17 protein-coding genes, 1 tRNA gene and 1 pseudogene are annotated in these 22904 nt (G+C 43.2%); 5 read left to right on the top strand and 14 right to left on the bottom strand.

Annotated features, from left to right (window positions below):
• The first annotated feature begins 61 nt into the window (after positions 1 to 61).
• On the top strand, positions 62 to 1213 hold the full coding sequence (gene tgt / locus CXF61_RS01360) for a tRNA guanosine(34) transglycosylase Tgt (protein WP_057759140.1): 1152 nt from the start codon (positions 62 to 64) through the stop codon (positions 1211 to 1213).
• Between the two features lie 140 nt (positions 1214 to 1353).
• Here the strand turns inward: tgt and CXF61_RS01355 are convergent, their stop codons facing one another.
• The 12 genes from CXF61_RS01355 to rimO form a co-directional block, all read right to left on the bottom strand.
• Positions 1354 to 2706, bottom strand: coding sequence for a sodium-dependent transporter (locus CXF61_RS01355; RefSeq protein ID WP_165596887.1), 1353 nt, complete (start codon positions 2704 to 2706; stop codon positions 1354 to 1356).
• 300 nt (positions 2707 to 3006) lie between these two features.
• Positions 3007 to 3786, bottom strand: a complete 780-nt coding sequence (gene lpxA, locus CXF61_RS01350) for an acyl-ACP--UDP-N-acetylglucosamine O-acyltransferase (protein WP_165596886.1) — start codon at positions 3784 to 3786, stop codon at positions 3007 to 3009.
• Between the two features lie 173 nt (positions 3787 to 3959).
• A complete protein-coding gene (fabZ, locus tag CXF61_RS01345; protein ID WP_165596885.1) occupies positions 3960 to 4496 on the bottom strand; it encodes a 3-hydroxyacyl-ACP dehydratase FabZ in 537 nt (178 codons plus the stop codon).
• 52 nt (positions 4497 to 4548) lie between these two features.
• Positions 4549 to 5565: a UDP-3-O-(3-hydroxymyristoyl)glucosamine N-acyltransferase gene (gene lpxD, locus CXF61_RS01340; protein WP_165596884.1), complete on the bottom strand. Its 1017-nt coding sequence runs from the start codon at positions 5563 to 5565 to the stop codon at positions 4549 to 4551.
• A 146-nt stretch (positions 5566 to 5711) separates the two neighbouring features.
• Positions 5712 to 8129 carry an outer membrane protein assembly factor BamA gene (bamA, locus tag CXF61_RS01335; RefSeq protein ID WP_165596883.1) on the bottom strand — a complete coding sequence of 806 codons (2418 nt, stop codon included), beginning with the start codon at positions 8127 to 8129 and terminating at the stop codon, positions 5712 to 5714.
• Between the two features lie 262 nt (positions 8130 to 8391).
• Positions 8392 to 9768, bottom strand: coding sequence for an RIP metalloprotease RseP (gene rseP / locus CXF61_RS01330; protein WP_165596882.1), 1377 nt, complete (start codon positions 9766 to 9768; stop codon positions 8392 to 8394).
• A gap of 96 nt (positions 9769 to 9864) precedes the next feature.
• Positions 9865 to 11073 (bottom strand): 1-deoxy-D-xylulose-5-phosphate reductoisomerase, encoded by a 1209-nt coding sequence (gene ispC, locus CXF61_RS01325; protein ID WP_165596881.1) that lies wholly within the window; start codon positions 11071 to 11073, stop codon positions 9865 to 9867.
• Positions 11074 to 11252: 179 nt separating this feature from the next.
• A complete protein-coding gene (locus tag CXF61_RS01320) occupies positions 11253 to 12062 on the bottom strand; it encodes a phosphatidate cytidylyltransferase (RefSeq protein WP_165596880.1) in 810 nt (269 codons plus the stop codon).
• A 189-nt stretch (positions 12063 to 12251) separates the two neighbouring features.
• Positions 12252 to 13010, bottom strand: coding sequence for a polyprenyl diphosphate synthase (uppS, locus tag CXF61_RS01315; RefSeq protein WP_165596879.1), 759 nt, complete (start codon positions 13008 to 13010; stop codon positions 12252 to 12254).
• A gap of 389 nt (positions 13011 to 13399) precedes the next feature.
• Positions 13400 to 13954, bottom strand: coding sequence for a ribosome recycling factor (gene frr, locus CXF61_RS01310; protein WP_057759123.1), 555 nt, complete (start codon positions 13952 to 13954; stop codon positions 13400 to 13402).
• A 115-nt stretch (positions 13955 to 14069) separates the two neighbouring features.
• Entirely contained in the window at positions 14070 to 14795 is a 726-nt protein-coding gene (gene pyrH / locus CXF61_RS01305; protein ID WP_057759121.1) for a UMP kinase, read from the bottom strand.
• A gap of 172 nt (positions 14796 to 14967) precedes the next feature.
• Positions 14968 to 16563 carry a 30S ribosomal protein S12 methylthiotransferase RimO gene (gene rimO, locus CXF61_RS01300; RefSeq protein WP_165596878.1) on the bottom strand — a complete coding sequence of 532 codons (1596 nt, stop codon included), beginning with the start codon at positions 16561 to 16563 and terminating at the stop codon, positions 14968 to 14970.
• A gap of 135 nt (positions 16564 to 16698) precedes the next feature.
• Here rimO and CXF61_RS01295 point away from each other — a divergent pair, with 135 nt between their 5' ends.
• From CXF61_RS01295 to CXF61_RS01285, 3 genes are all read left to right on the top strand, one after another.
• Positions 16699 to 18054 carry a two-component system sensor histidine kinase NtrB gene (locus CXF61_RS01295; protein WP_165596877.1) on the top strand — a complete coding sequence of 452 codons (1356 nt, stop codon included), beginning with the start codon at positions 16699 to 16701 and terminating at the stop codon, positions 18052 to 18054.
• Positions 18055 to 18169: 115 nt separating this feature from the next.
• Positions 18170 to 19951: a sigma 54-interacting transcriptional regulator gene (locus CXF61_RS01290; protein ID WP_165596876.1), complete on the top strand. Its 1782-nt coding sequence runs from the start codon at positions 18170 to 18172 to the stop codon at positions 19949 to 19951.
• A gap of 218 nt (positions 19952 to 20169) precedes the next feature.
• A tRNA-Leu gene (locus CXF61_RS01285) sits at positions 20170 to 20254 on the top strand.
• A gap of 332 nt (positions 20255 to 20586) precedes the next feature.
• On the opposite strand, the gene CXF61_RS01280 is transcribed toward CXF61_RS01285, so the two are convergent.
• Positions 20587 to 21354, bottom strand: a complete 768-nt coding sequence (locus tag CXF61_RS01280; protein ID WP_165596875.1) for a hypothetical protein — start codon at positions 21352 to 21354, stop codon at positions 20587 to 20589.
• A 74-nt stretch (positions 21355 to 21428) separates the two neighbouring features.
• On the opposite strand from CXF61_RS01280, the pseudogene CXF61_RS01275 reads away from it, so the two are divergent.
• Positions 21429 to 22661: pseudogene (locus tag CXF61_RS01275) on the top strand (IS3 family transposase).
• Here CXF61_RS01275 and CXF61_RS14235 read toward each other — a convergent pair.
• On the bottom strand, positions 22649 to 22783 hold the full coding sequence (locus CXF61_RS14235) for a hypothetical protein (protein ID WP_264755654.1): 135 nt from the start codon (positions 22781 to 22783) through the stop codon (positions 22649 to 22651). The pseudogene CXF61_RS01275 and the gene CXF61_RS14235 sit on opposite strands and share 13 nt — an antisense overlap.
• Positions 22784 to 22904: the final 121 nt, after the last annotated feature.

Below are 22904 nucleotides of genomic sequence, written 5' to 3'. Positions count from 1 at the left end.
AAAAAACCGCTAACAATGCTATAATTAGCGCCATTTTCATAGCTTAAATAGCGGTTATCATATGCAATTTGTCTTACATAAAACGGCCAGCGGTGCAACGCGTGCACGCCGTGGTACGGTTCATCTCAATCATGGCGACGTGCAAACGCCTGCTTTTATGCCAGTTGGTACTTATGGCACGGTCAAAGGCATGCTGCCACGTGATATCGAAGCCATCGGTGCTGATATTATTTTGGGCAATACCTTCCATCTCTGGTTACGTCCGGGTACTGAAGTCATTGATAAATTCGGTGGCTTACATAAGTTTATGCATTGGGACAAGCCTATCTTGACCGATTCGGGCGGTTTCCAAGTATTCAGCCTCGGCGCAATGCGTAAAATTACCGAAGAAGGCGTAAATTTTAAATCTCCTATCGATGGCGCAAAGGTATTTCTCTCACCAGAAAAATCTATGCAGATTCAGTACAGCTTGAACTCAGACATCGTCATGCAGTTCGATGAGTGTACGCCTTATCCAGCCACCCATGATGAAGCGAAAAAGTCGTTAGAGCTATCATTACGTTGGGGACAGCGCTGTATCGATGAGCACAACAGACTGGGCAGCACCAACGCATTGTTCGGTATCGTGCAAGGCAGTATGTATCCTGATTTGCGTCAGCAGTCACTTGAAGGCCTGTTAGAGATCGGCTTCGATGGTTATGCTATTGGCGGTCTTTCGGTTGGCGAGCCTAAAGAAGAGATGATAGATGTCCTAGACTACCTGCCTGACGATATGCCAGCAGATAAACCGCGCTATCTTATGGGTGTTGGTAAGCCTGAGGATTTAGTTGAAGGCGTACGTCGCGGTGTGGATATGTTCGACTGCGTGATGCCAACGCGTAACGCGCGTAATGGCCATTACTTTGTGACGGGCGATGCAGATAATGCTGGCGTGGTACGTATTCGTAATAGCCAATATCGCAATGATGAAGGTCCATTAGATCCTGAGTGCGACTGCTATACTTGCCAAAACTTTAGCCGTGCTTATCTGTACCATCTTAATAAGTGTAAAGAGATGCTAGGTGCTCAGTTAGCGACTATTCATAATTTACGCTATTACCAACGTTTGATGCAGGGTATTAGAGATGCTATCGAGCAAGATAAATTTGATGAGTTTGTCAGCGAGTTTTATGCTAAACGCGGTCAAACGGTTCCTGAGTTAAACTTGCGCTAATCCTGTTTAACATTCACGACTGTGTAACGAATCTGTTGAAATAAAAAAGGGCTTAAGAATAATCTTAAGCCCTTTTTCTGTGCTGCTTTTATTATTTAATGATTATCAACTAATGATTAATATAGTGTCAATCTTGACTACTATCCCATCAATGACGTCACAAATACTACAATAACAGCGATTGGTGCGATGAATTTCGCAACGATTTGCCACAGCTGCCATGTACCATTAGATAAACCAAGCTCTTGCTGAATGTTACGTTGATCCATTTTCCAACCAACAAATACAATTGCAGCCAGACCTGTTAGAGGCAATAGGAACTTACTAGTAAGCTTATCTAATGCATCAAAGATACCATTACCCATGATAGTAAATTCAGACCATAGGTTGAACGATAGCAGTGCTGCAATACCTAACAACCAGATTACTGTACTTGCCACGATAGTCGATACAGTACGACTCATCGATGTACGCTCTTCTAATAACTCAACGGTTGGCTCAAGTAACGAGATAGATGAGGTAATAGCGGCAAAGGTAATAAGTAAGAAGAACAATGCGCCAATGATAGTACCCGCACCCATACTACCGAAAGCAATTGGCAAGCTTACAAAGATAAGACCAGGACCTGATGCAGGATCTAGACCATTGCTAAAGATGATTGGGAAGATGGCAAGACCAGCAGCCAACGCAATAACCGTATCCAAAATAACAACGGTACGTGCTGTTTTTAGCAAGTTCACTTCACGGCCCAAATACGAGCCATATGCGACCATGATACCCATACCAATTGATAGGGTAAAGAATGCATGACCTAATGCTGCAAGCATAACATCAGCCGTTAGTTTGCTAAGATCTGGCGTAAATAGGTAAGCAACTGCTTCACCAAATCCACCGTTCATCACGTTATAACCAACGATAACGAACAGAATCACACCCAATAATGGCATCAAAATCTTAGCTGTTTTTTCGATACCACTTGTCACACCAATACCAACGATGACAGCGGTTAAAATCATAAATACCGTATGCCAGATCGTCAATGTACCAGCTGATGCAAGCATAGCATCAAAGGTTGCCGCAACAGAATCACTGTCTTGACCAGCAAAGCTACCTGTTGCAACTTTAGTGATATAATTAAGCGCCCAACCACCGATCACACTATAGAATGATAGAATTAAGAAGCCGCCTAAGATACCAGTAGCACCAACGATGCCCCAGCTACGTGACTTACCTTCAGTCGCTGCTACGTCTGAAAAAGTATTGACTGGGTTTTTTTGACCACGTCGACCAATTAACCATTCAGCAACTAATATCGGAAAACCGACCAGCGCGATACAGAACAAATAAGCAATAACGAAAGCTGAACCACCGCTTTCGCCAACCATGTATGGAAATTTCCATATGTTTCCTAAACCAACTGCTGAGCCTACTGCTGCCAATACGAAGCCAAAGCTTGAGCTCCATTGGGCATGTTCTTGTTTATTGATAGCCATTTTTTCCGTCCTCGTGCTTCAATTAACGTTACTGATAATCTTCCTTGATCAACATAAATAGTCGGCCTTACCGTTGAACTATTTAGTAAACGCTTCAATGTGAAACGCCCAGCAACATTAAGAAAGAATTGATTACAATATCGTAAACGCTCAGTTTCTGCTAAGCGACCAAAAAAGTCAAGTGCTCATAAATATAAAAAGCCATAACAAATAGTTATGGCTTTCATCTAATTCGCATTCATTCTATAAGAATTTAGCTTATTAAAAGTATTTAACTCATCATTAATCGAGTTGTTTTTTTTAGCGGACAACACCGCGGCTGCTATTTTGCAAAGAATCAATAAGTAGCTGAATTTTTGGCTCTTTAGCCAATAGCTCATTATGTAAGACTTCCAACGCTTGTGCAGTGGTCAAACCTGATCTGAAAATCGTACGATACGCTTGACGTAAGACATTAATAGTTTCTTTTGACCAACCTTTACGGCGCATACCTTCGATATTGAGTCCATGAGCCTTTGCTGGATTGCCAGATACCATCGTAAATGCAGCCACATCTTTTAAAATAAGGCTTGCTCCGCCAATCAAGCTATAGTCATCTACTGTACAAAACTGATGAATACCTGAGTTACCACCGATGATGGTATGGTCGCCGATAGTCACATGTCCCGCCACACCGACATTGTTAGCCAGTACGTTATGATCGCCAATAACACAATCGTGTGCAACATGGGTGTTTACCATCAGTAGATTATGACTGCCGATTTTAGTCAGCTCACCGTCTTGCGCTGTACCGCGATGTAAGCTGCAGGCTTCACGAATCGTATTGTGATCGCCGATTTCAAGCCAAGTATGCTCACCTGCATATTTCAAATCTTGAGGATCTTCACCGATACTCGCAAACTGATAAAACTCATTGTGTTGACCAATACGAGTCAGCTTAGTCACAACCACATGTCTATGCAAAACCGTATGCGCACCAATTGATACTTCATCACCAACGATACAATAGGGCCCGATGATAGCAGTCTCGTCAATCTGCGCGGACGGTGAGATGAGTGCTGTAGGATGAATCTGACTCATAAGATGGGCCCTTGTATCATTTGATGCGAGTAAATAATAAAAAAGTATCGCTATTTCAGTGTTACTAACGAAGCTAATACCAGTTATGTTGTTGAATTTACATATAGCTATTTATTGCAGTGGTAGTGAGCGGTTTCAATATTGCTCTTTGTACAGTATGGCTTATTAAAAACTTAAGCACCCTTCACGTTAGCAGGTTTTTGCTGCTCTTGACGTGCAATCATAATTTGCGCACTAGCCGCCAATTCATCTTCGACATGGACAGTACAATCAAACTTATAGATACCATGTCTTTGCATCACAGTTTTTGCGCGAATGATAAGCTGATCACCAGGAATCACACGGCGTTTAAAACGGACTTTATCCACACCTGCAAATAGATAGAGGTAACCGTCTTCTGCTGTCAGTCCTGCACTGATAAAACCAAGCACTCCTGATACCTGGGCCATCGACTCTACCATCAATACCCCTGGCATAATTGGCTCATCAGGAAAGTGACCGTTAAAAAACTCTTCATTAATAGTCACGTTTTTGATACCAGTAATACACTCACCTGGCGTACAAGCTACAATACGATCTACCAGCATAAAAGGATAACGATGCGGTAAGTAATGCTTAATCGTATGATACATCAATGGTAGCGTAAGACCTTGCTCAGCCAAGCTTTTAACGTCTTCATCAGTTGGGATATCTATATTGTTATTGCTCATAATGACGCTTCCTTGCTGTGTTTTGAATATCTATCATTTGTTTGTGTTTGTATTAGTTACTGCCCAGCTGACGAAAACGTACAGCCGCACGTCGCCAATTAGCAGTCGGCATTGCAGCAGTACCAGATGAATATGAGCCAGCGGTTTTAATGGATTTGGTTACCATGGTCATGCCGGACAAAACAACATCGTCTGTAATCTCGATATGCCCTGTGATACCGACAGCGCCGCCTATTATACAGCGCTTACCTATCGTAGTACTACCCGCAATACCCGTTTGAGCAGCAATAGCAGTACCGTCACCAATACGGACGTTATGGGCAACTTGTACCAAATTATCAATAATCACGTGATTACCAATAACAGTATCATCAATAGCGCCACGATCGATACACGTCTGGCTACCAACTCGTACATAATCACCAATAATGACACGGCCTAACTGGGCAATGCGCTCCCAACCTGTGTTACTAGGATCTTTAGTCGGGGCAAACCCGAACCCTTCAGATCCGATGCTTACCCCTGCATGCAATCTAACGTAATTACCAATGACACACTCAGGCCCGACAACGACTTGCGACTTAACCACACAATCGGTACCGATACTGGTATTGGCCTCAACCACAACATGAGCATCGAGTGAGCTACGCGCCCCTATTTGCACATTGTCACTAATCACACAAAAAGGGCCGATATTGACTTGCTCGCCAATAACAGCACTGTCTGCAATCACAGCACTAGGATGAATCCCGTTAGATAAAGAATGACGTGCAAACAGCTGACTGGCACTGGCATAAGCCAAATATGGATTTGAGACGACTAGCGCTATCGCTGAGGTAGGCACTTGGTCACGATATGCTTCCGTTACCAACACCGCGCCTGCGTCACTGCTAGCCAAGCTAGAGATATAGTGAGGATCTGCCAAAAAGCTTAACTGCTGCTGACTGGCTGTCGTCAAACTACCGACGCTACTGAATGGTTGACACAATTGCTCAGTATCAATCTCAGCCTTATTAATAATAGGCTGACGCTGCTCAATTCGAGTAATGAGTTGCTCAATCGTTATCATAATGACTATTAATAAAATATGGTTATAAATGAAACGGTCGCCAAAATAACAATGCGTTTTGACGACCTACTAAGCTCTAATGATATTTCCGTCTATTTGAGACAATCTCTAAAACTACTCAAATAGATGAGAATGATGTCATTAATTTAGAATGTATTACCAATCTGGAACTGGACTTTTTCAGTCTCATCGCCTTCTTTGTCACCAAATGGTACCGCGTAGCTAAGTGAGATTGGACCAATTGGCGTATACCAAGTGACACCTAAACCCGCACTAAAGCGGAATTTATTATCTTGAGTTAATAGTGGAACACCGGTATCTCTATCTGGATTTGTCGTATCTGGATCAATAAAGGTACGATCTTCTTTATCCGTGGTATCAAATACCTGACCACCTTCAGCAAATAGTACTGGACGTACTTGGTCTGCCCAATCGCCTTTAAACGGCATCGGTAAAATCAATTCGGTACCAAAAGTAACTAACGCATTACCACCTACTTTTTCGTCCTTATAACGAACACTATCATTGATGGCATCATTATAGCTTTGCGACTTAGGACCCAATCTTGATGATTTATAACCACGAACCGAACCATAACCACCAGCATAGAAGTTTTCATAGAATGGCAAATCATTACCATAGCCAAGCTTGGTATAACCACGCGCGATCACGTCTTTATAAATAGGGTAATATATATTGCCGCTATAAGTTAGCTTCTGGTAATTAGCATCACCAAGACCAATGGTCGCATCGACCGTATGGCTCATGCCTTTATTTGGAAATACAGGGCGATCTAAGGTGCTATAATCCCAGCCCAGTAATAAGTTGTAGGTCTGATAATCGTTTTTAAAGCCAGTACGTTCAACATCCGTGAACTTCTCGAATGTACCGCCGCCATCAATAATCTGCTGCACGTTGGACACACCAAGACGGCTACCACCGCGCACGGTTGTCTTATCAACGTTTAAGCCTGCGCTCACACGTTTGGTTTCATCAACAGGATAGCTGTAGTTCAGCGTGGCACCATAAGCGTCGGTGACATATTTACTAACGTTTCTGTCGTCGTATTTGGTTTCGCGATAATATGCGCTGACACCTTGCGACACACCGTTTTCGGTAAAGTACGGATCGGTATAACCTAAGCTGTAAGAATCGCGCGTTTCTGAACGTGATAGCGCTGCTTTCACGCGGTTACCCGTACCCATAAAGTTATTTTGGGTTAAATCCAACTGGAAAGTCACACCGCCACTTTGCGAGTAACCAGCAGCAATCGTTGAGCTGCCAGAAGGCTGCTCTTCGACCGTATAGTTGACATCAACTTGGTCTGGCTGGTTGGGCACAGGCTTAACGTCGACAGTGACATTTTTAAAAAAGCCAGTACGCATCAAACGCGTGCGTGACAGTTGAATTTTGTCATTGGACGATAGCGTACCTTCTAACTGACGCATTTCACGGCGCAATACTTCATCTTGAGTTTTTAAGTTACCCGTAAAGTTGATACGGCGCACATAAATAGGACGCGCAGGGTCGATATAGTAATCGACATCGACCATTTTAGTATCGTCATTGATACGTGGTACTGGTCTGATTTGAGCTAGATAATAGCCTTCGTTACCATAGCGTCTTTTGAGAGAAGCAGTGGTTTCGTCTAGTTTTGCTTGCGAGTACTTTTCATTAGATGCAAAGCTCACCAGCTCTTTTAGCTCACTATTTTCAAAGGTAGGTTTACCTAAAAAGTTTACTTCGCCAAACTGGTATTGTTCGCCTTCGCTTAAGCTAACTTCGATAAACACACTACTTTTATCTTCGCTGATGTTCAATACGGCATTATCAACTGAAAAACGCACATAACCATCGTTTTGATATAGCGCCTTTAAACTCTCTAGACTGGCGGCCAGTTTTTCTTGAGCGTATCGATCAGACTTAGATAATAGACGTGTCCATGAAGATTCTTTTACCGCGAAAACGTCTTTAATCTCTTCATCACTAAAGTGCTTATTACCAATAATGTTGATATCGACAACTTTAGCAGGCTTGCCTTCTACAAAGCGCACGTCAAGTTTTACGCGGTTACCATCAAGTACCGTTTGATCTACTTCGATATTACTATTGTAGTAACCTTGGCTAACGTATTGCTGTTGTAGCTCATTAGCCACGCCTTGCAAAGTAGACTGCTTAAGTACGTCACCAGCAGAAAGACCAGCATTCTTCAATCCCTGCTCAAGTCCTTCTTTTGGAATGAGCTTGTTACCTTCGAAAGTAACTTCAGCGATCGTTGGACGCTCAATGACGTCAAACCTTAGCTTACCACCTTCGACACGGCTTTGAATATCAGCAAAGTTCTCAGTTGCATATAGCGCCTTAATACTGGCAGCTAAGCTACTATCATTCACCGTATCGCCTACCGTAACAGGTAAGACCGGATAGAGGCTATCAGGGGTTAGGCGTTGTAGGCCGTTAAAACCAATATCAGTTACTACAAATTCTGCAGCCTGTACTGGCATACTCATCATCGCTACAACTAACGGCAACCCAGCCGCGCTCATAATTAAAGGCGTACGCATAAACACTATCCGTCAATAAAAAAATTGCTTAAGTTAAGTTAAAAGGCACGTATTGTCTAACCCGTGCGCATAAGGTTATAAACCCATGCAAGGGTAACTCAGAACACTTTATATAAATTGCATCACAAAATAAACTAAAAATTACGATTAGTACAGAGGCTGCGACACAGAGTAGCATTCCTATCATAACAATAATCAGCTTATAATAGGCGTAAAACCATTAGTATATCGTGCTTTATCAGCCATATTGCTCATCAGTTGATCAAAATAGTCGGCTGATGTCATTACCAATTGCTAACACCATGAAACCTGCCAGCAAGAGTAAACCGATATTTAGACCGACCATTTGCACACCTTCAGACAATGGCTTGCCGCGAATCAACTCAATAAAGTGATATACAATATGACCACCATCTAATACTGGAATCGGCAAAAGGTTTAAGACGGCAAGACTCAGGCTAATCAGCGCCGCTGTCGATAATACCATTTGCCAACTGATATCAAAGCTTTGTTTGGCGACTTTGGCAATGGTAATTGGCCCTGATAGATTGTCTAAACCAATCATACCTGACAGCATTTTTCCCATCGAGCTTACCGTCATTACTGCTAGCTGCTCAGTCTTTTCAAACGACTTCACTAACGACTCACTAGGACCGTAGACCACGGTAGTCTTGTAATCATCAGGAATCACAATCTCAGTCTGATCCACCATTGCACCAATCTGTCCGTAATCATTACCTAAGTTGTCTTTTTTGCCTTGAGGCATAATCTGCAACTGTACAGACTTATCATCACGTAACACCGTAAAGTTCAATAGCGTCTCAGGATTATCACGAATGATACGTGTGGCAGTAATCCAATCTTCGATTGACTCATTATTAATAGCAGTAATGCGGTCGCCAACCTTTAGACCTTGGCGGCTAGCGGCACCATCGGGAGTCAAACCGCCTACAATCGGCGCAATCTGCGGCTGCCATGGCAACATACCAAAGCTGGTCAATGCGTCTTTGCCTTGAGCCTCACCTTGCATAAACTGCGTAACTGGTGCTTGATAGGTTTTAGTCGACTGATTGGTTTGGGCGTCTGACTGCAAGGTAATGCTGACATTATCCGTCTCACCCATACGTCCTGCAAGGCGATAGTTAATACCTTCCCATGTCTGCACATCATGTCCATCAATCGCAACAATCTTATTACCGACCGGCAACTGTGCCATCGCAGCAGGCGTATCTGGTAGTACTTGTCCAATCTTAGTCGCCAACTGCTCAGATGGGGTCATAAATAGTACCCAAAATAGCGCGATAGCGATAACAAAATTCATGATAGGACCAGCTGCAACGATAGCAATTTTCTTGAGCGGATGCTGCCGATTAAACGCAAGGTGCTGCTCATCTTTTGCCACATTACCTTCACGCTCATCCAGCATCTTTACGTAACCGCCGAGTGGCAATGCTGAGATACGATAGTCGATGCCGCTCTTTTTACTGGTCCAACCAAAAACTTTAGGGCCAAAACCGATAGAGTACGTTAGTACTTTGACACCGCAAAGCCGCGCCACAATATAATGTCCCCATTCGTGTAAGGCAATAAGCGGGCCTAAGACAAAGATTGCGGCAAGAAGTGTTAGTAAAAACGTCATGATTTTTTCTCAGTATTGTCTCTCAGCATTTTTATTAACATCTTCGCCAATATCGTTTATCAATGTCACGTATCAGCTAAGAGACGCTTGCTACGATTATGTTAGCTTTGCTACCAACTTATCAGTCAAGTGGCGTGCAATCTTATCGATTGCCAATATGTCTTCTATGTCAGCAGTTTCGTTCAATGGGGGCAGCTGTATGTCATTTAAGGCTTGTTCGTTAATATTAGCAATATCAGTCAAACGAATTTTCCCATCAAGGAACGCCGCCACTGCAATTTCATTTGCCGCATTGAGCACAATCGTGGCTTGTGTTCCGGCTTGCATGGCTTGACGAGCCAAACGCAGGCAGGCGAATTTTTGCAAGTCTGGCTCAATAAACTCCAAACCACTGAGTGCAAATAAGTCTAACGGCTGTGAGCCACTATCCATCCGATCAGGATAACTCAGCGCGTGCGCAATGGGCGTTTTCATGTCTGGACTGCCCAGCTGCGCCAAAAAACTCCCATCGCTATATTCTACCATTGAGTGAATGATACTTTGTGGATGAATGACCACATTTATCTTATCTTCAGGCAAATCAAATAAGTGGCAGGCTTCTATCAGCTCAAGCCCTTTATTCATCATCGTCGCCGAATCGACAGATATTTTTTGACCCATTGACCAATTAGGGTGTTTGACCGCTTCTGCGACACTTGCCTGCTGCATTTGCTCGAACGACTGCTGCAAAAATGGCCCACCAGAGGCTGTTAACCACAGTTTGCGGACACCATGATTTGACTGATGGATTTGCGTATGGTCTTGTTGAATAGCGAGTGGTAAGCATTGAAAAATAGCATTGTGTTCAGAGTCTAGCGGCAGCAAAGTGGCTTTATGTGTCTTGACCGCATCAATCATGACCTTACCTGCCATGACTAAGGCTTCTTTGTTGGCCAACAAGATACGTTTGCCTGCACGCGCTGCTGCTAACGTGGACGGCAGCCCTGCCGCCCCTACAATCGCCGCTACAACCGTATCAGTCTGTGAGTCAGTGGCAATATCTACCAATCCTGCCTCGCCCCCTACGACATCACTAGCAATCCCTGCCGCTTTAAGCCTGTTAGCAAAATCATCTACGGCTGACGTCGGCACACTAACGCGTTTCGGCAGAAATTGCTGACAGAGCGCAAATAGCTTATCTAAGCGATGATAGCCTGATAAAGCATAGACTTCATAGGTGTGCGGTTGCGCCGCTAATATTGCTAAGGTGCTATCGCCAATCGAGCCTGTCGCGCCTAGTACGGCGATGCGTTGCGTCATAACCATTAATGCCCATGATACTTAAAAATAATAAAAATAGAATAACGTCTGTTAACTATAAAATTGTCATGCTAGTAGCCACGCTTGCCATACTAATGTATTACTCGCGCTCGGCTCACTTATATCAATATTACTGAGAATAAACGACAGAGTAGGTTTAAATAGAACAGTGCTGCTATAAAACCTTATACCACTATCAAACCAAGCTGCTGTATCGCCCAAAAACCAAGGGCAAATATCGGTGTTGCAGACAGAAGCGAATCAATACGATCAAGGATACCACCGTGACCTGGCAAGATAGTGCCTGAATCTTTTACATCAGCACGGCGCTTGAGCATCGACTCAAACAAGTCTCCAAGTACAGAGGCAAGAATAGTGATGGCCGATAACGCTACAAATGCGATTAGCGGTACACCCGTCAGCTGTAATTTAAAGACGCTGATAGCTACCACAACTAATAGCCCTGTGACGAGGCCACCAGCCAACCCTTCCATGCTCTTATTGGGCGATACATTGGGTGCCATTTTTCGGCGACCAAACTTGCGTCCAACGAAATATGCGCCACTATCTGCACACCATACTAATAAGAACACATACAGCAGCCACCATGCCGACAGTTGCCAGAGATAGAACATCGCCGTAATAGATGCCGTTAAAATAACTGCGCCCATCATTGCCAATTGGTTGCCGTACCATCTTGTTTGTGTTGGGAAGACTCGAACCCAAGACAGCGCCATCAGCCATATAACGAGTGACGCCACCCACCAAAACAACCAAGTCACTTTGAACATTAGTGAGGATATAGTGAGCGCTAAAATCAATAGAACGAATACCACAGGCTGGCGCCATTTAGGCATCAATTTAGCCCACTCATGAGCGGCGATAATGACCCCAATGGCCAACAGTGGTGCAAATAAAATAGGCGTTTGGCTCGCAAACATTGCAATACCAACGATAATAACGAGAACAATTGCCGTCTTAATTCGTTGCCACATACTTATCGAGCCTTATAATAATGAAGAACAGATGGTCAAAAAATGCATTATAGCAGCTAACTAACGATGGCCTAGTGATAGCATTCAATACTAATTCAAGCCGTTTATCATTGCATAAACCAACCCTATTGACCAGTTATACAATACTAACTGAACTGAACCGACTAAACTTATCTATCAGCTCACTGCTCAGTGCCCTTGCTGCTCTATCACTACCTGCTCGCTGGTTTTGCCAAAGCGGCGTTGACGTTTAGCAAACTCTGTGGTCATCGAAGCTAGCTCTTCTGCTGTAAAATTTGGCCATAATGTAGGAGTGAAGAACAGCTCAGCATAAGCAGATTGCCACAATAAGAAATTAGAAATACGATACTCGCCGCCCGTACGTACCAGCATATCTACTGCTGGCGTATCGGCTAATTGTACGTAGTTACCTAACAACTCCTCACTGACATTTTCCGCTTTTAATTTGCCAGCTTGCACTTGCTGAGCCAGCTGTTGTGCTGCATTTGCGATATCCCATTGTCCACCGTAGCTAATCGCAATCACCAGCGTCATCGCATCAAAATCCGCCGTCTTTTCTTCCGCGTCAGCCATTAACGCTTGCAGCGACGCACTAAGTTGACTACGGTCACCGATGAAACGCAAGCGAATACGATACTCATTCATGCGCGGCATTTGCTCATGAATCGTCGATGTAAGTAGCTGCATCAACAATGCTACCTCATTAGGCGGTCTCTGCCAATTTTCGCTAGAAAACGCAAATACAGTCAGTACTTCAATGCCTGTATTGACACAGTAATCAACGATAGGGTCGAGCGCATCTTTGCCAGCCACATGTCCTTGACCGTGGCCCAAATCATTGGCCTTACCATAGCGATTATTACCATCCATAATGATGGCGATATGACGCGGAAGAATAGCGGGTGCCAAAACGGCTGAAGTGGACATAGGCGAACTTGCTTATTGTTAAGGTAAAATAATAATAACGTGTGTAACAGCGATTAAAAAGCGACATTTATATAATTCACTAACTTATCACAATTGCATTGTTAGTTTTTAGCGTTCAGAATGCGATAGATACAGCTCAATCAATCACACCTTTTGCGTGCCTTAGATATGGCCTCATATGGTTGATTCAGTTTAAAAGAGAAACAGAGCAACCGAGTGCAGATGTAACTGTGATACTTTAAGCGAGGTCAACGCTGTCGCTCTTTTATGAAAGATTGACTATATCAGTCTACACAATAATAAACAGCCAATAGCTATAAAGTATTGGCTGCTCAATTACAGGTAATCTTCCGAACTATTTCTTGCTATCAACACCAAATATATCAGTATTAAACTTCCATCAAATCGCTTTCTTTCTTACTCAAGCGAGCATCGATTGTTTCGATATACTTGTCAGTGATTTTTTGAATATCATCACTAGCGCGGCGCTCGTCATCTTCTGAGATTTCTTTTTCTTTTGCCAAGTCTTTAATATCGTTCATCATGTCACGACGAATATTACGGATAGAAACTCGGCTGCTCTCAGCTTCACCACGTGCAAGTTTTTGCATATCGCGACGGGTATCTTCTGTCAATGCTGGCATCGGCACACGAATCACATCAGCAGACATTGGGTTTAGACCCAAATCTGCTTCACGAATGGCCTTGTCTACTGCTTGTACCATCGTACGGTCAAAAGGCTGAACCAATAAGGTACGTGAATCTTCAACGTTAACGCTTGCCACTTGGTTCAATGGTGTATCAGAACCGTAGTAGCTGACCATCACACCTGACAACATACCTGGATGCGCACGACCAGTACGAACTTTACTGAAAGTGCTTTCAAGCGCTTCCAATGTTTTTTGCATGCGTGCTTCGCCGTCTTGCTTAATCTCTTTGATCATTGTGTATCCTTATTTATCGTTACCGACAAATTTTTTATTTGCTATTGGGATATTAATTATTTATTGCTAATCGTTAGCTATTATTTACTGACGTTAGTTGCCAGTATCGCATCAATTAATGAAAAACTCGTGTGCCTTCATTTTCACCCATGATGACATTTAATAATGCATTAGGCTTTGTCATATCAAACACTTGCAGCGGTACGTTATGCTCACGGCATAACGCAATAGCCGTTAAATCCATGACGCCTAGCTTTTGCTCTAGTACTTCATCAAAAGTCAGACCGTCATATTTGACCGCATCATCATGTAAGCTCGGGTCTTTGTCATAAACGCCATCGACCTTAGTCGCTTTTAAAATCAAACCAGCTTCGATTTCGATACCGCGCAAACAAGCAGCGGTGTCAGTGGTAAAGAATGGGTTGCCCGTACCTGCCACAAAGATACAAACTTCGCCGTTTTTGAGATAACGAATGGCATTACGACTGCTATAGCTTTCGGTGACTTCACCAATCGGTAACGCTGACATCAAGCGCGTTTTGATATTGCGACGCTCAAGCGCATCACGCATTGCCAGTCCGTTCATAACGGTCGCTAGCATGCCCATCTGATCACCCGTAACACGGCCAACCAGACCTTCTTTTTGCAATTGCGCACCGCGATATAAGTTACCACCGCCGACCACGATACCAACTTGGACACCAAGTCCACGCAAGTGAGCGATAGACAAGCTCATTTTATCAAGCACTTCGGTATCAATACCCATGTCTTTACTGCCAGCTAAGGCTTCACCGGAGAGTTTCAGCAAGATACGAGCGTAACGCGGGTTTTTGTCAGACATGAGGTCACCTTGTTATCATGAAATTATAAAGAAAATTATCGGTAAAATACAAATCGAGTTTGCCCACAACGCTACACTTACAGCTAAGCGTATTAAAAAGGCTAAATTGCGCTAATTGTAGCAAAAACTGCCCGCCATTGGGCAATTTTCACTCGCATATCTTATTGGATATCTAGCCTTGATAACTGGCGAATAGATCGTATTCGCTAGCATCGTCGATAGTCACGGTTAAGAACTGCCCTACTTTAACTTGAGCGTTGATGTCATCAACATAGACATGACCATCAATTTCAGGTGCATCAGCATAGCTACGGCAAATAGCAATATTTTCATCGCTATCAATTTCATCGACCAATACCGTTAAAGTCTTGCCGACCTTTTCCTGTAGCTTTTGCGCTGAAATATCTTGCTGTAGCGCCATTAGTCGCTCATAGCGAGACTGCTTGACGTCTTCAGGGACATGATCAGGCAAGTCGTTGGCCACTGCGCCTTCTACTTCTGAATAAGTAAATGCGCCCACGCGATCGAGGCGTGCTTCAACTAGCCAATCAAGCAAGCACTGAAAATCTTCTTCTGTCTCGCCAGGAAAGCCAACCACAAAGGTCGAACGAATCACGATATCAGGACAGATATCACGCCACGCTTTGATACGGGCCAAGGTGTTTTCGCTATGTGCAGGTCGTTTCATCGCCTTTAGGATGCGATGACTGGCATGCTGGAACGGAATGTCCAGATAAGGAAGCAGTTTCTTCTCACCCATCAACTCAACGACTTTGTCTACGTGTGGATACGGATAGACATAATGCAAGCGAACCCAAATGCCCAAATCGTTCAATGCTTGGCATAAGTCATAAAACTTAGACTTGAGCGGCATACCATTCCAAAAGCTGGTCTTGTACTTTAGGTCAAGGCCATATGCCGAGGTATCTTGCGAGATGATAAGTAATTCTTTCACGCCAGCTTTCTTGAGTGCCAGTGCTTCGTTCATCACATTATCAATCGGGCGCGATACCAAATCACCGCGCAAGCTTGGAATAATGCAGAACGTACAACGGTGATTACAGCCTTCTGATATTTTTAGATAAGCATAATGGCTTGGGGTCAGTTTGATGCCCGCTTCATTAATCAAATCTATTTTTGGATCATAGTTGGCGTCCTGACTGCGATTTGGCTTAGGCACATGCTGCGCCACTGCCGTAATCACTTCGTCATAAGCATGCGCGCCCGTCACTGCTAGTACAGCTGGATGCATCTCACGGATTTTGTCCGCTTCTTTGCCCAAACAGCCAGTGACAATCACTTTACCATTTTTGCTAATGGCCTCGCCGATTGCATCGAGTGACTCTTGTACTGCTGATTCAATAAATCCGCAAGTGTTTACTACGACCAAGTCGGCACCGTCATAATCACTGGCTACTTGATAGCCATCACGGCTTAGCTCAGTGATAATACGCTCACTATCCACCAATGCTTTTGGACAACCTAGTGACACAAAGCCAATCTTTGGCGCTGCACTAACTGGCATCGTAGCAGTCGCATTGGCAGTCGAGGCTGAAGTAGCATCGCTGCTTTGGCCGACACTACGGTTTTGGTTATGGTTGGCTTTATGATGGTAAGGTTGTTTAGTGTCTGTTTGACTGGCATCTGCCTGACTCTGCTCTTGTACTATGGTAGGCGCGGCAGGATTGAAGATAGTGGCAGTGTCTTTTACGGCAGATAGAGGAGCTGTTGCTGTCGTATTCACTGACTCGGTAGAAGTTTTGGACATGGCTGACCTTGCTAGAGATAAATTGGCTGAGCGCATTGTACGTTTTTTTTGCAAAAATCACCAGTTTTGCCGCTCTATAGTCTTGATTTGTGGTTAAATATTATCTCAAGCATCTGACTTTTTTGGGTACTACTGATGAACGCTGATTTTATAACCGCTAAAACAACCCCTGACCTCGCATTTATATCTCAGCACTTATTCACCGCTATTTTATGGGTTAACGATGAGCTATCAATCACACGGTTGAATGCTCAAGCCGAGCAGCTACTCGCCATTAGTAGCGGCAGACTAATCAATCAATCAATATTGACCCTGCTAGCACCTGATGAATTGAAGACTAAAGATACTGCATTTATCGATAATGATATAAATGAAAATGAGTCTTCGAGCGAGCCAGCTTACTCTTTGACCGAGCGTTTTGTGCAAGCTCAGAACTACCAACAGCCTTTTATCGATCATGACCACATCATAAAAACACCGCTAAACGGTAATTTATCATTGTCAGTCGACTATAGCGTCACGCCAGTCATCTATGAACAGCAGCCTTATTTTATTATCGAGATGTGGGGTAAAGATCGTCAAAGTCGTATCTCTGAGGAGCAGCGTCAACAGCAGCAGTATACAGTGGCCCGTCATATGCTACGCTCGGTGGCACACGAAATAAAAAACCCTCTTGCTGGTATTCGCGGGGCAGCACAACTGTTGCAACGGCAATTCATTAAATTCAGCGACGCATCTACTACTAACACCTCTAGCGCTGATAATGCTTTGATAACTACCAACGCTGACACGCAGCATGATTTGCAAAAAATGAATCAAAAACTGCGCAACTATACGGACATTATTATTTCAGAGACTGATCGATTGACTCATCTTATTGGGCAGCTTCTGGGTTCCAATCAACTACCAAACTGGCAAACGCTCAATATTCATGAGCCTCTAGAGCATGTCTTAACTTTAGTGACCAACCAGTATCCACAGGTAGTGTTACAGCGTGATTATGATTTATCATTGCCAGAATTGTGCGCTGATAAGGATCAGCTTATTCAAGTGTTTTTAAACCTCATTAATAATGCTTGTGAATCGATGACTGAGTTCGAACAAACACTACAACAGAATAAAATCTCAGAGTCTCAAGAATCACCACAAGCTGCCATACAAACTGAGAGCAATTCTGACTATCAACCGACATTGCATATTCAAACGCGGGTTGCCTTTCAGCATACGATCGTCGGGCAGCAGCACAAGCAAGTGATGCAAATTACTATTACTGATAATGGCTCAGGTATTGATCCAGCATTGATCGGTCAGATATTTTTCCCGATGGTCACTAGCCGTGCAGCCGGTACAGGCCTTGGATTATCCATCGTCCAAGATATTATCAGTCATCATCATGGTATGATTGATGTGAGCTCGACAAAAGAGCAAGAAGATAAGCAAACCCGATTTACGCTATATCTACCATTTACTCAACCCATCACTGAGACATAAAACAAATTATGAATTTATGAATTTATGAATTTATGAATTAAAGGCTGCTAAGTTTCATAACGCTCAACTCCCAATCCCCAACTTACCATCAATAATTGCTGATTAGGCCCAATACATGACTGAATATAGCGACGACCTCCAACCTAAAAGCGATGATCAATCACCACAATCACAAATAGTAACTGTGAATAATGCACCCAGCGACCACTCTGCAACATTGTGGTTAATCGATGACGATGCAGCCCTACGTATGGTGTTGGCCGACACGTTTGAAGATGCTGGATTGACCGTTATCAGTTTTACTCAAGCACAAGCAGCATGGACTCGCCTTAATGATGTTTTAAAACAGCAAGAGTCAGCCGAGCAATTACCAGACGTCATATTGACCGATATTCGTATGCCAATGATGGATGGATTGTCTTTTAGCGACTGGGTCCATCAGCACTTTCCTAAAATGCCAATCGTAATTATGACGGCACACTCAGACTTGACCTCTGCTATCAATAGCTATCAGACTGGTGCTTTTGAATACTTGCCCAAGCCTTTTGACTTAGATGACGCGGTTGCAACGATTTATAAAGCCATCAATTATCAGCCCAATTTAGAAACAACGACTGTTTCCCTTTCTGATGAACCCAATACCAATACAACGTCTGACACGTCTACCGAAGACCTGATAAAACCTAAAGCCGCATCTTCTAGTAAGACAACCAAAGACAATAAGAACAAAAGTGCCGGCGTAACCAAAGATAATGGGAACCCTAGCGGCATCATTGGACAGTCTCCAGCCATGCAAACGGTGTTTCGTGCTATTGGCAGGCTGGCACAATCTCCCATTTCCGTCTTAATCACTGGTGAGTCTGGAACAGGTAAAGAATTGGTGGCCAGTGCATTGCACCAACACTCTCCGCGTAAACAGCAACCATTTATTGCGCTTAATATGGCAGCCATACCGCATGACTTGATCGAGTCTGAGCTATTTGGTCACGAAAAAGGTGCGTTTACTGGTGCAACGACGATGCGTCAAGGCCGTTTTGAGCAGGCAGACGGTGGTACTTTATTCTTAGATGAAATCGGTGACATGCCTTTTAGCACTCAGACACGGCTGTTACGCGTACTGGCCAATGGTGAGTTTTATCGTGTTGGTGGTCAGCAGCCAATAAAGGTCGACGTGCGTATCATCGCAGCCACCCACCAAAACTTAGAAGAGCTGGTAAAACAAAGCCGATTCCGCGAAGATTTGTTTTATCGTCTCAATGTCATTCGGTTACCCCTACCACCACTACGTACACGCCCTGAGGACATTCCTGCATTAGCCCTCTACTTTATGCAGTCTGCCGCAGAACAAATGAGTACCTCTCCAAAACATTTACATCCTGCTGCATTGCAAATTATGCAAACGTTTGACTGGCGCGGTAACGTACGTCAATTAGAAAATGTCTGTTTATGGCTCACGGTCATGGCCACTGGTGATACGGTGATGGCGACAGACTTGCCGCCAGAGCTACTTGAAAACATCTCACCTGATGCAGCGCTTTATGAAGAGCACCGCGCAGCAGAGGAAGAAACTCAAGAGAGTTTGACACAAAGCAGCGATGTACTAAAAGGCAGTGCGTTAAATAATCATCAAAATGAGCGAAGTAGCCCGTTGCCTAAAAACCAAAGTTGGCAGCAAGCATTGGCTGATTGGGCTGAGCAGTCGTTAAGCACGGGTGAAACTGATATTTTGCAAACAGCAACCCCTGAGTTTGAGCGCGTTTTATTAACAGCAGCACTCAATCATAGTGGCGGCAAAAAGATAGAAGCCGCGAGCTTACTTGGTTGGGGACGCAATACTCTGACGCGCAAATTGCAGCAGTTGGATATCTCTGCCCCGAGAGTACCAACTAAAGAGTAAATAAACGCATAAAACATGATATTAAATTATTATTAATATCAATTACTTAAAATTAATATCGAAAATAAATGCTAAATAATTAAAAATAATTGCAAATAGGGGTTGCCAAACAATTAAAACTCTATATAATAGCCAACCACTGAGACGCACTACCGAATCAGTTAACTGTCTAGATAGCGTTTGAGCTTAACCGCTTTTGATGATAGAGTAACGAAAATGGGGCTGTGGCGGAATTGGTAGACGCACCAGATTTAGGTTCTGGCGCCGCAAGGTGTGAGAGTTCGAGTCTCTCCAGCCCCACCATTTTCGGATAGTGAATAAATTGTCTCAAACCTATACTAAACCTGCCTTCGGGCAGGTTTTTTTATGTCTGGAATCTAGTATAAATATCTTCCGTGGGCTGAATTGTGGAACAGTATCAACTGCACCATCCTTCTAGAAGCCTTGAATCATAAGTGTTTGGAGAGTTTTTTGTAGAAATAGCCCATATTTTTCCGTGGGCTATAATCAGTTTTACATATGTTTGCCCAAGTAAATTCTACAAAGAGTATTTCACTGTATTTCGTATAACGAAACAGCCCTATAAGTTATTAGCTTATAGGGCTGCTTCATTATGCTGTGTAGAATGGTTTGCTCTAAGCTTCAAAAAATTCTGAGGTGATAAACTGAGCAAAGCTTAGAGTAGAAAATCGTTTCAACTCAATGTCATCGATATACTCTACATCTTGAATTTGCTGAGAGTTGACATATTCTTTGAGCTTTGTAGCAATTTTGACTTCATCGTAGTTTAAGTCATAACATAGTCCATTTGATCTTAAGAAATTCAAAAAACTGATAAATGTCGTAGGCTGTGTTTTGTAGTGTATTTCGTCTCTCAAGGAGTAAACTCTTTTCTCTATATATAACATTGACTCTTCAGATTGATAATCTAATTTAGCTTTCTCAAGGATTTCTTCTTCATCTTTAAGCAAAGATTCTAATCTTGAAGTATCTTTATTCTTAGCATTGACAATATAGTGAATAATCACTCTTGCAAGGGTATGTATATAAAACCCTCTAAAGTCCGCTGTTACCTTCTTTGCGTCTATCTTTGGGATATCATCCGGATCTATTGAATGCGCTATAGAGTGATTAGCGAGCGCTATTGTTCTACCAAGTAGCTCTATTACGACCTTATTGGTTATACTGTCGTAGCCAAGATTATATGAATCGTAAGAACTATAGGAATTAGAAGAATCATAACCCACTACCAAGGATCTATACATATTAGCTACTGAAGACGATCTGTCCAATTTCAACCCTAAAACCGATTTAACAGTAGTATAGAAGCTCTCTTCATAAACACGACCTGCATCATCTAAACCTATTACTAGCCCAACATAGTCATCCAATAACATATCCATATAGCCATCTGAGCTATGCTGAAGAAACCGTACAACTAAACTTGGTAAACTAAGCGTATTAATCGGAGTTTATCATGACCAAGAAAATAAGAACCTACAGTGACGAATTTAAAGCAGAAGCTGTCAAGAAGATATCAGACAATAATGGCAATATCTCGGCTACCGCAAAGCAGCTTGGCATTGCCATGCAAACGCTCTCAAATTGGCAGAACAAAGCCAATCAAGGCAAGCTTGTCGGCACAGATCAATATGATCCTGATCTTATAAGTGCTCTTCAAGAAATAAAGCAGCTCAAGCGGCAGCTTAAAGTGGCTGAAGAGGAGCGCGAGATCTTAAAAAAGGCGACGGCGTACTTCGCCAATGAGGAACGTTAAGAAACAGTCTAGTAGACTGTTTTAGTGACGCAAGACGTAGGGCTATGCCCGCAGTGACAGTTAGTGAAGTACGCCTTTATTAAAGACAATCAGCAAGTCTTTAGCATTAGTAGCATGTGCCGCGTACTACAGGTTAAACCCTCAAGCTACTATGACTGGCTGGGTCGTCATATCAGCTGTCAGCAGGTACATCGTAATCAGTGCGAGTTACTGGTTAAAGCCGCTCACAATGAAACGAAAGAACGTTATGGCGTAGATCGACTGCATGCTCATCTAAGCGAGCAAGGGCATGACATTAGCCTATATATGGTAAGAAGCATCAAAGAGGAACACGGCATTAGATGTCGTCGTCATAAGCGCTTTAAAGTGACCACCGACTCTAATCACAACAAACTGGTCTATGATAACGTGCTGGATCAGAAGTTTGATGCCAATCGCCCTAACCAAGCATGGGTAAGCGATATTACTTATATCTGGACACATGAGGGCTGGTTGTACTTAGCAGGAGTCAAAGACTTATATACCAAAGAGCTGGTCGGCTATGCGATCAACAAACGCATGACCGCAGATTTGGTCTGTCACGCATTGAACATTGCCATCAAGAACAAACGACCTGCCAAAAAACTAATAGTCCATTCTGACAGAGGCAGCCAGTATTGTAGTCACGCCTACCACAAGACCATTAAGCAGCATCAGTTTATAGGCTCAATGAGCGGCAAAGGCAACTGTTTCGATAACGCTCCGATAGAAAGCTTCTGGGGCACTTTAAAGAACGAGCTGGTATATCATCAGGATTATAAGACTAGATTTGCAGCGATCAACGATATCATTGGCTATATTGAGCTGTACTACAACCAAACGAGGATTCAAAAGGGCTTGAGCTATAAATCGCCAAGACAGGTGTGGTTTGACTATTATCGTCAGGCTGCGTAATTAAAATCTCCCAAGTTTAACTGTACGGATTTGACGGCAGGGGTCATACCTTCCTGGTAAGCTTTATCAAAAAGCTCTTGTTTTGCAAACATCCTATCGACTGCATCTTTACCAATACTCATAACCATTCCTAAATTAATTGCTTAGAAAAACCTCTGCTATCTAGTGATGACTAATTCTTCTAGATTAGACTGTAATGCTATTTTATTGAACCTAGCTTAAGTTTGAAGCTTTTTCAAAAGC

Origin of the sequence: Psychrobacter sp. 4Dc, assembly GCF_002836715.1 — a bacterium.
Taxonomy (GTDB): Bacteria; Pseudomonadota; Gammaproteobacteria; order Pseudomonadales; family Moraxellaceae; genus Psychrobacter.
The sequence above is the reverse complement of the archived record's forward strand: the minus strand, read 5'-3'. Positions and strand labels throughout refer to the sequence as shown.

Coding starts and splice junctions, on each gene's coding strand:
- tgt (WP_057759140.1), top strand. CDS start 62: ATGCAATTTGTCTTACATAAAACGGCCAGCGGTGCAACGCGTGCACGC.
- CXF61_RS01355 (WP_165596887.1), bottom strand. CDS start 2,706: ATGGCTATCAATAAACAAGAACATGCCCAATGGAGCTCAAGCTTTGGC.
- lpxA (WP_165596886.1), bottom strand. CDS start 3,786: ATGAGTCAGATTCATCCTACAGCACTCATCTCACCGTCCGCGCAGATT.
- fabZ (WP_165596885.1), bottom strand. CDS start 4,496: ATGAGCAATAACAATATAGATATCCCAACTGATGAAGACGTTAAAAGC.
- lpxD (WP_165596884.1), bottom strand. CDS start 5,565: ATGATAACGATTGAGCAACTCATTACTCGAATTGAGCAGCGTCAGCCT.
- bamA (WP_165596883.1), bottom strand. CDS start 8,129: ATGCGTACGCCTTTAATTATGAGCGCGGCTGGGTTGCCGTTAGTTGTA.
- rseP (WP_165596882.1), bottom strand. CDS start 9,768: ATGACGTTTTTACTAACACTTCTTGCCGCAATCTTTGTCTTAGGCCCG.
- ispC (WP_165596881.1), bottom strand. CDS start 11,073: ATGGTTATGACGCAACGCATCGCCGTACTAGGCGCGACAGGCTCGATT.
- CXF61_RS01320 (WP_165596880.1), bottom strand. CDS start 12,062: ATGTGGCAACGAATTAAGACGGCAATTGTTCTCGTTATTATCGTTGGT.
- uppS (WP_165596879.1), bottom strand. CDS start 13,010: ATGTCCACTTCAGCCGTTTTGGCACCCGCTATTCTTCCGCGTCATATC.
- frr (WP_057759123.1), bottom strand. CDS start 13,954: ATGATCAAAGAGATTAAGCAAGACGGCGAAGCACGCATGCAAAAAACA.
- pyrH (WP_057759121.1), bottom strand. CDS start 14,795: ATGTCTGACAAAAACCCGCGTTACGCTCGTATCTTGCTGAAACTCTCC.
- rimO (WP_165596878.1), bottom strand. CDS start 16,563: ATGTCCAAAACTTCTACCGAGTCAGTGAATACGACAGCAACAGCTCCT.
- CXF61_RS01295 (WP_165596877.1), top strand. CDS start 16,699: ATGAACGCTGATTTTATAACCGCTAAAACAACCCCTGACCTCGCATTT.
- CXF61_RS01290 (WP_165596876.1), top strand. CDS start 18,170: ATGACTGAATATAGCGACGACCTCCAACCTAAAAGCGATGATCAATCA.
- CXF61_RS01280 (WP_165596875.1), bottom strand. CDS start 21,354: ATGGATATGTTATTGGATGACTATGTTGGGCTAGTAATAGGTTTAGAT.
- CXF61_RS14235 (WP_264755654.1), bottom strand. CDS start 22,783: ATGAGTATTGGTAAAGATGCAGTCGATAGGATGTTTGCAAAACAAGAG.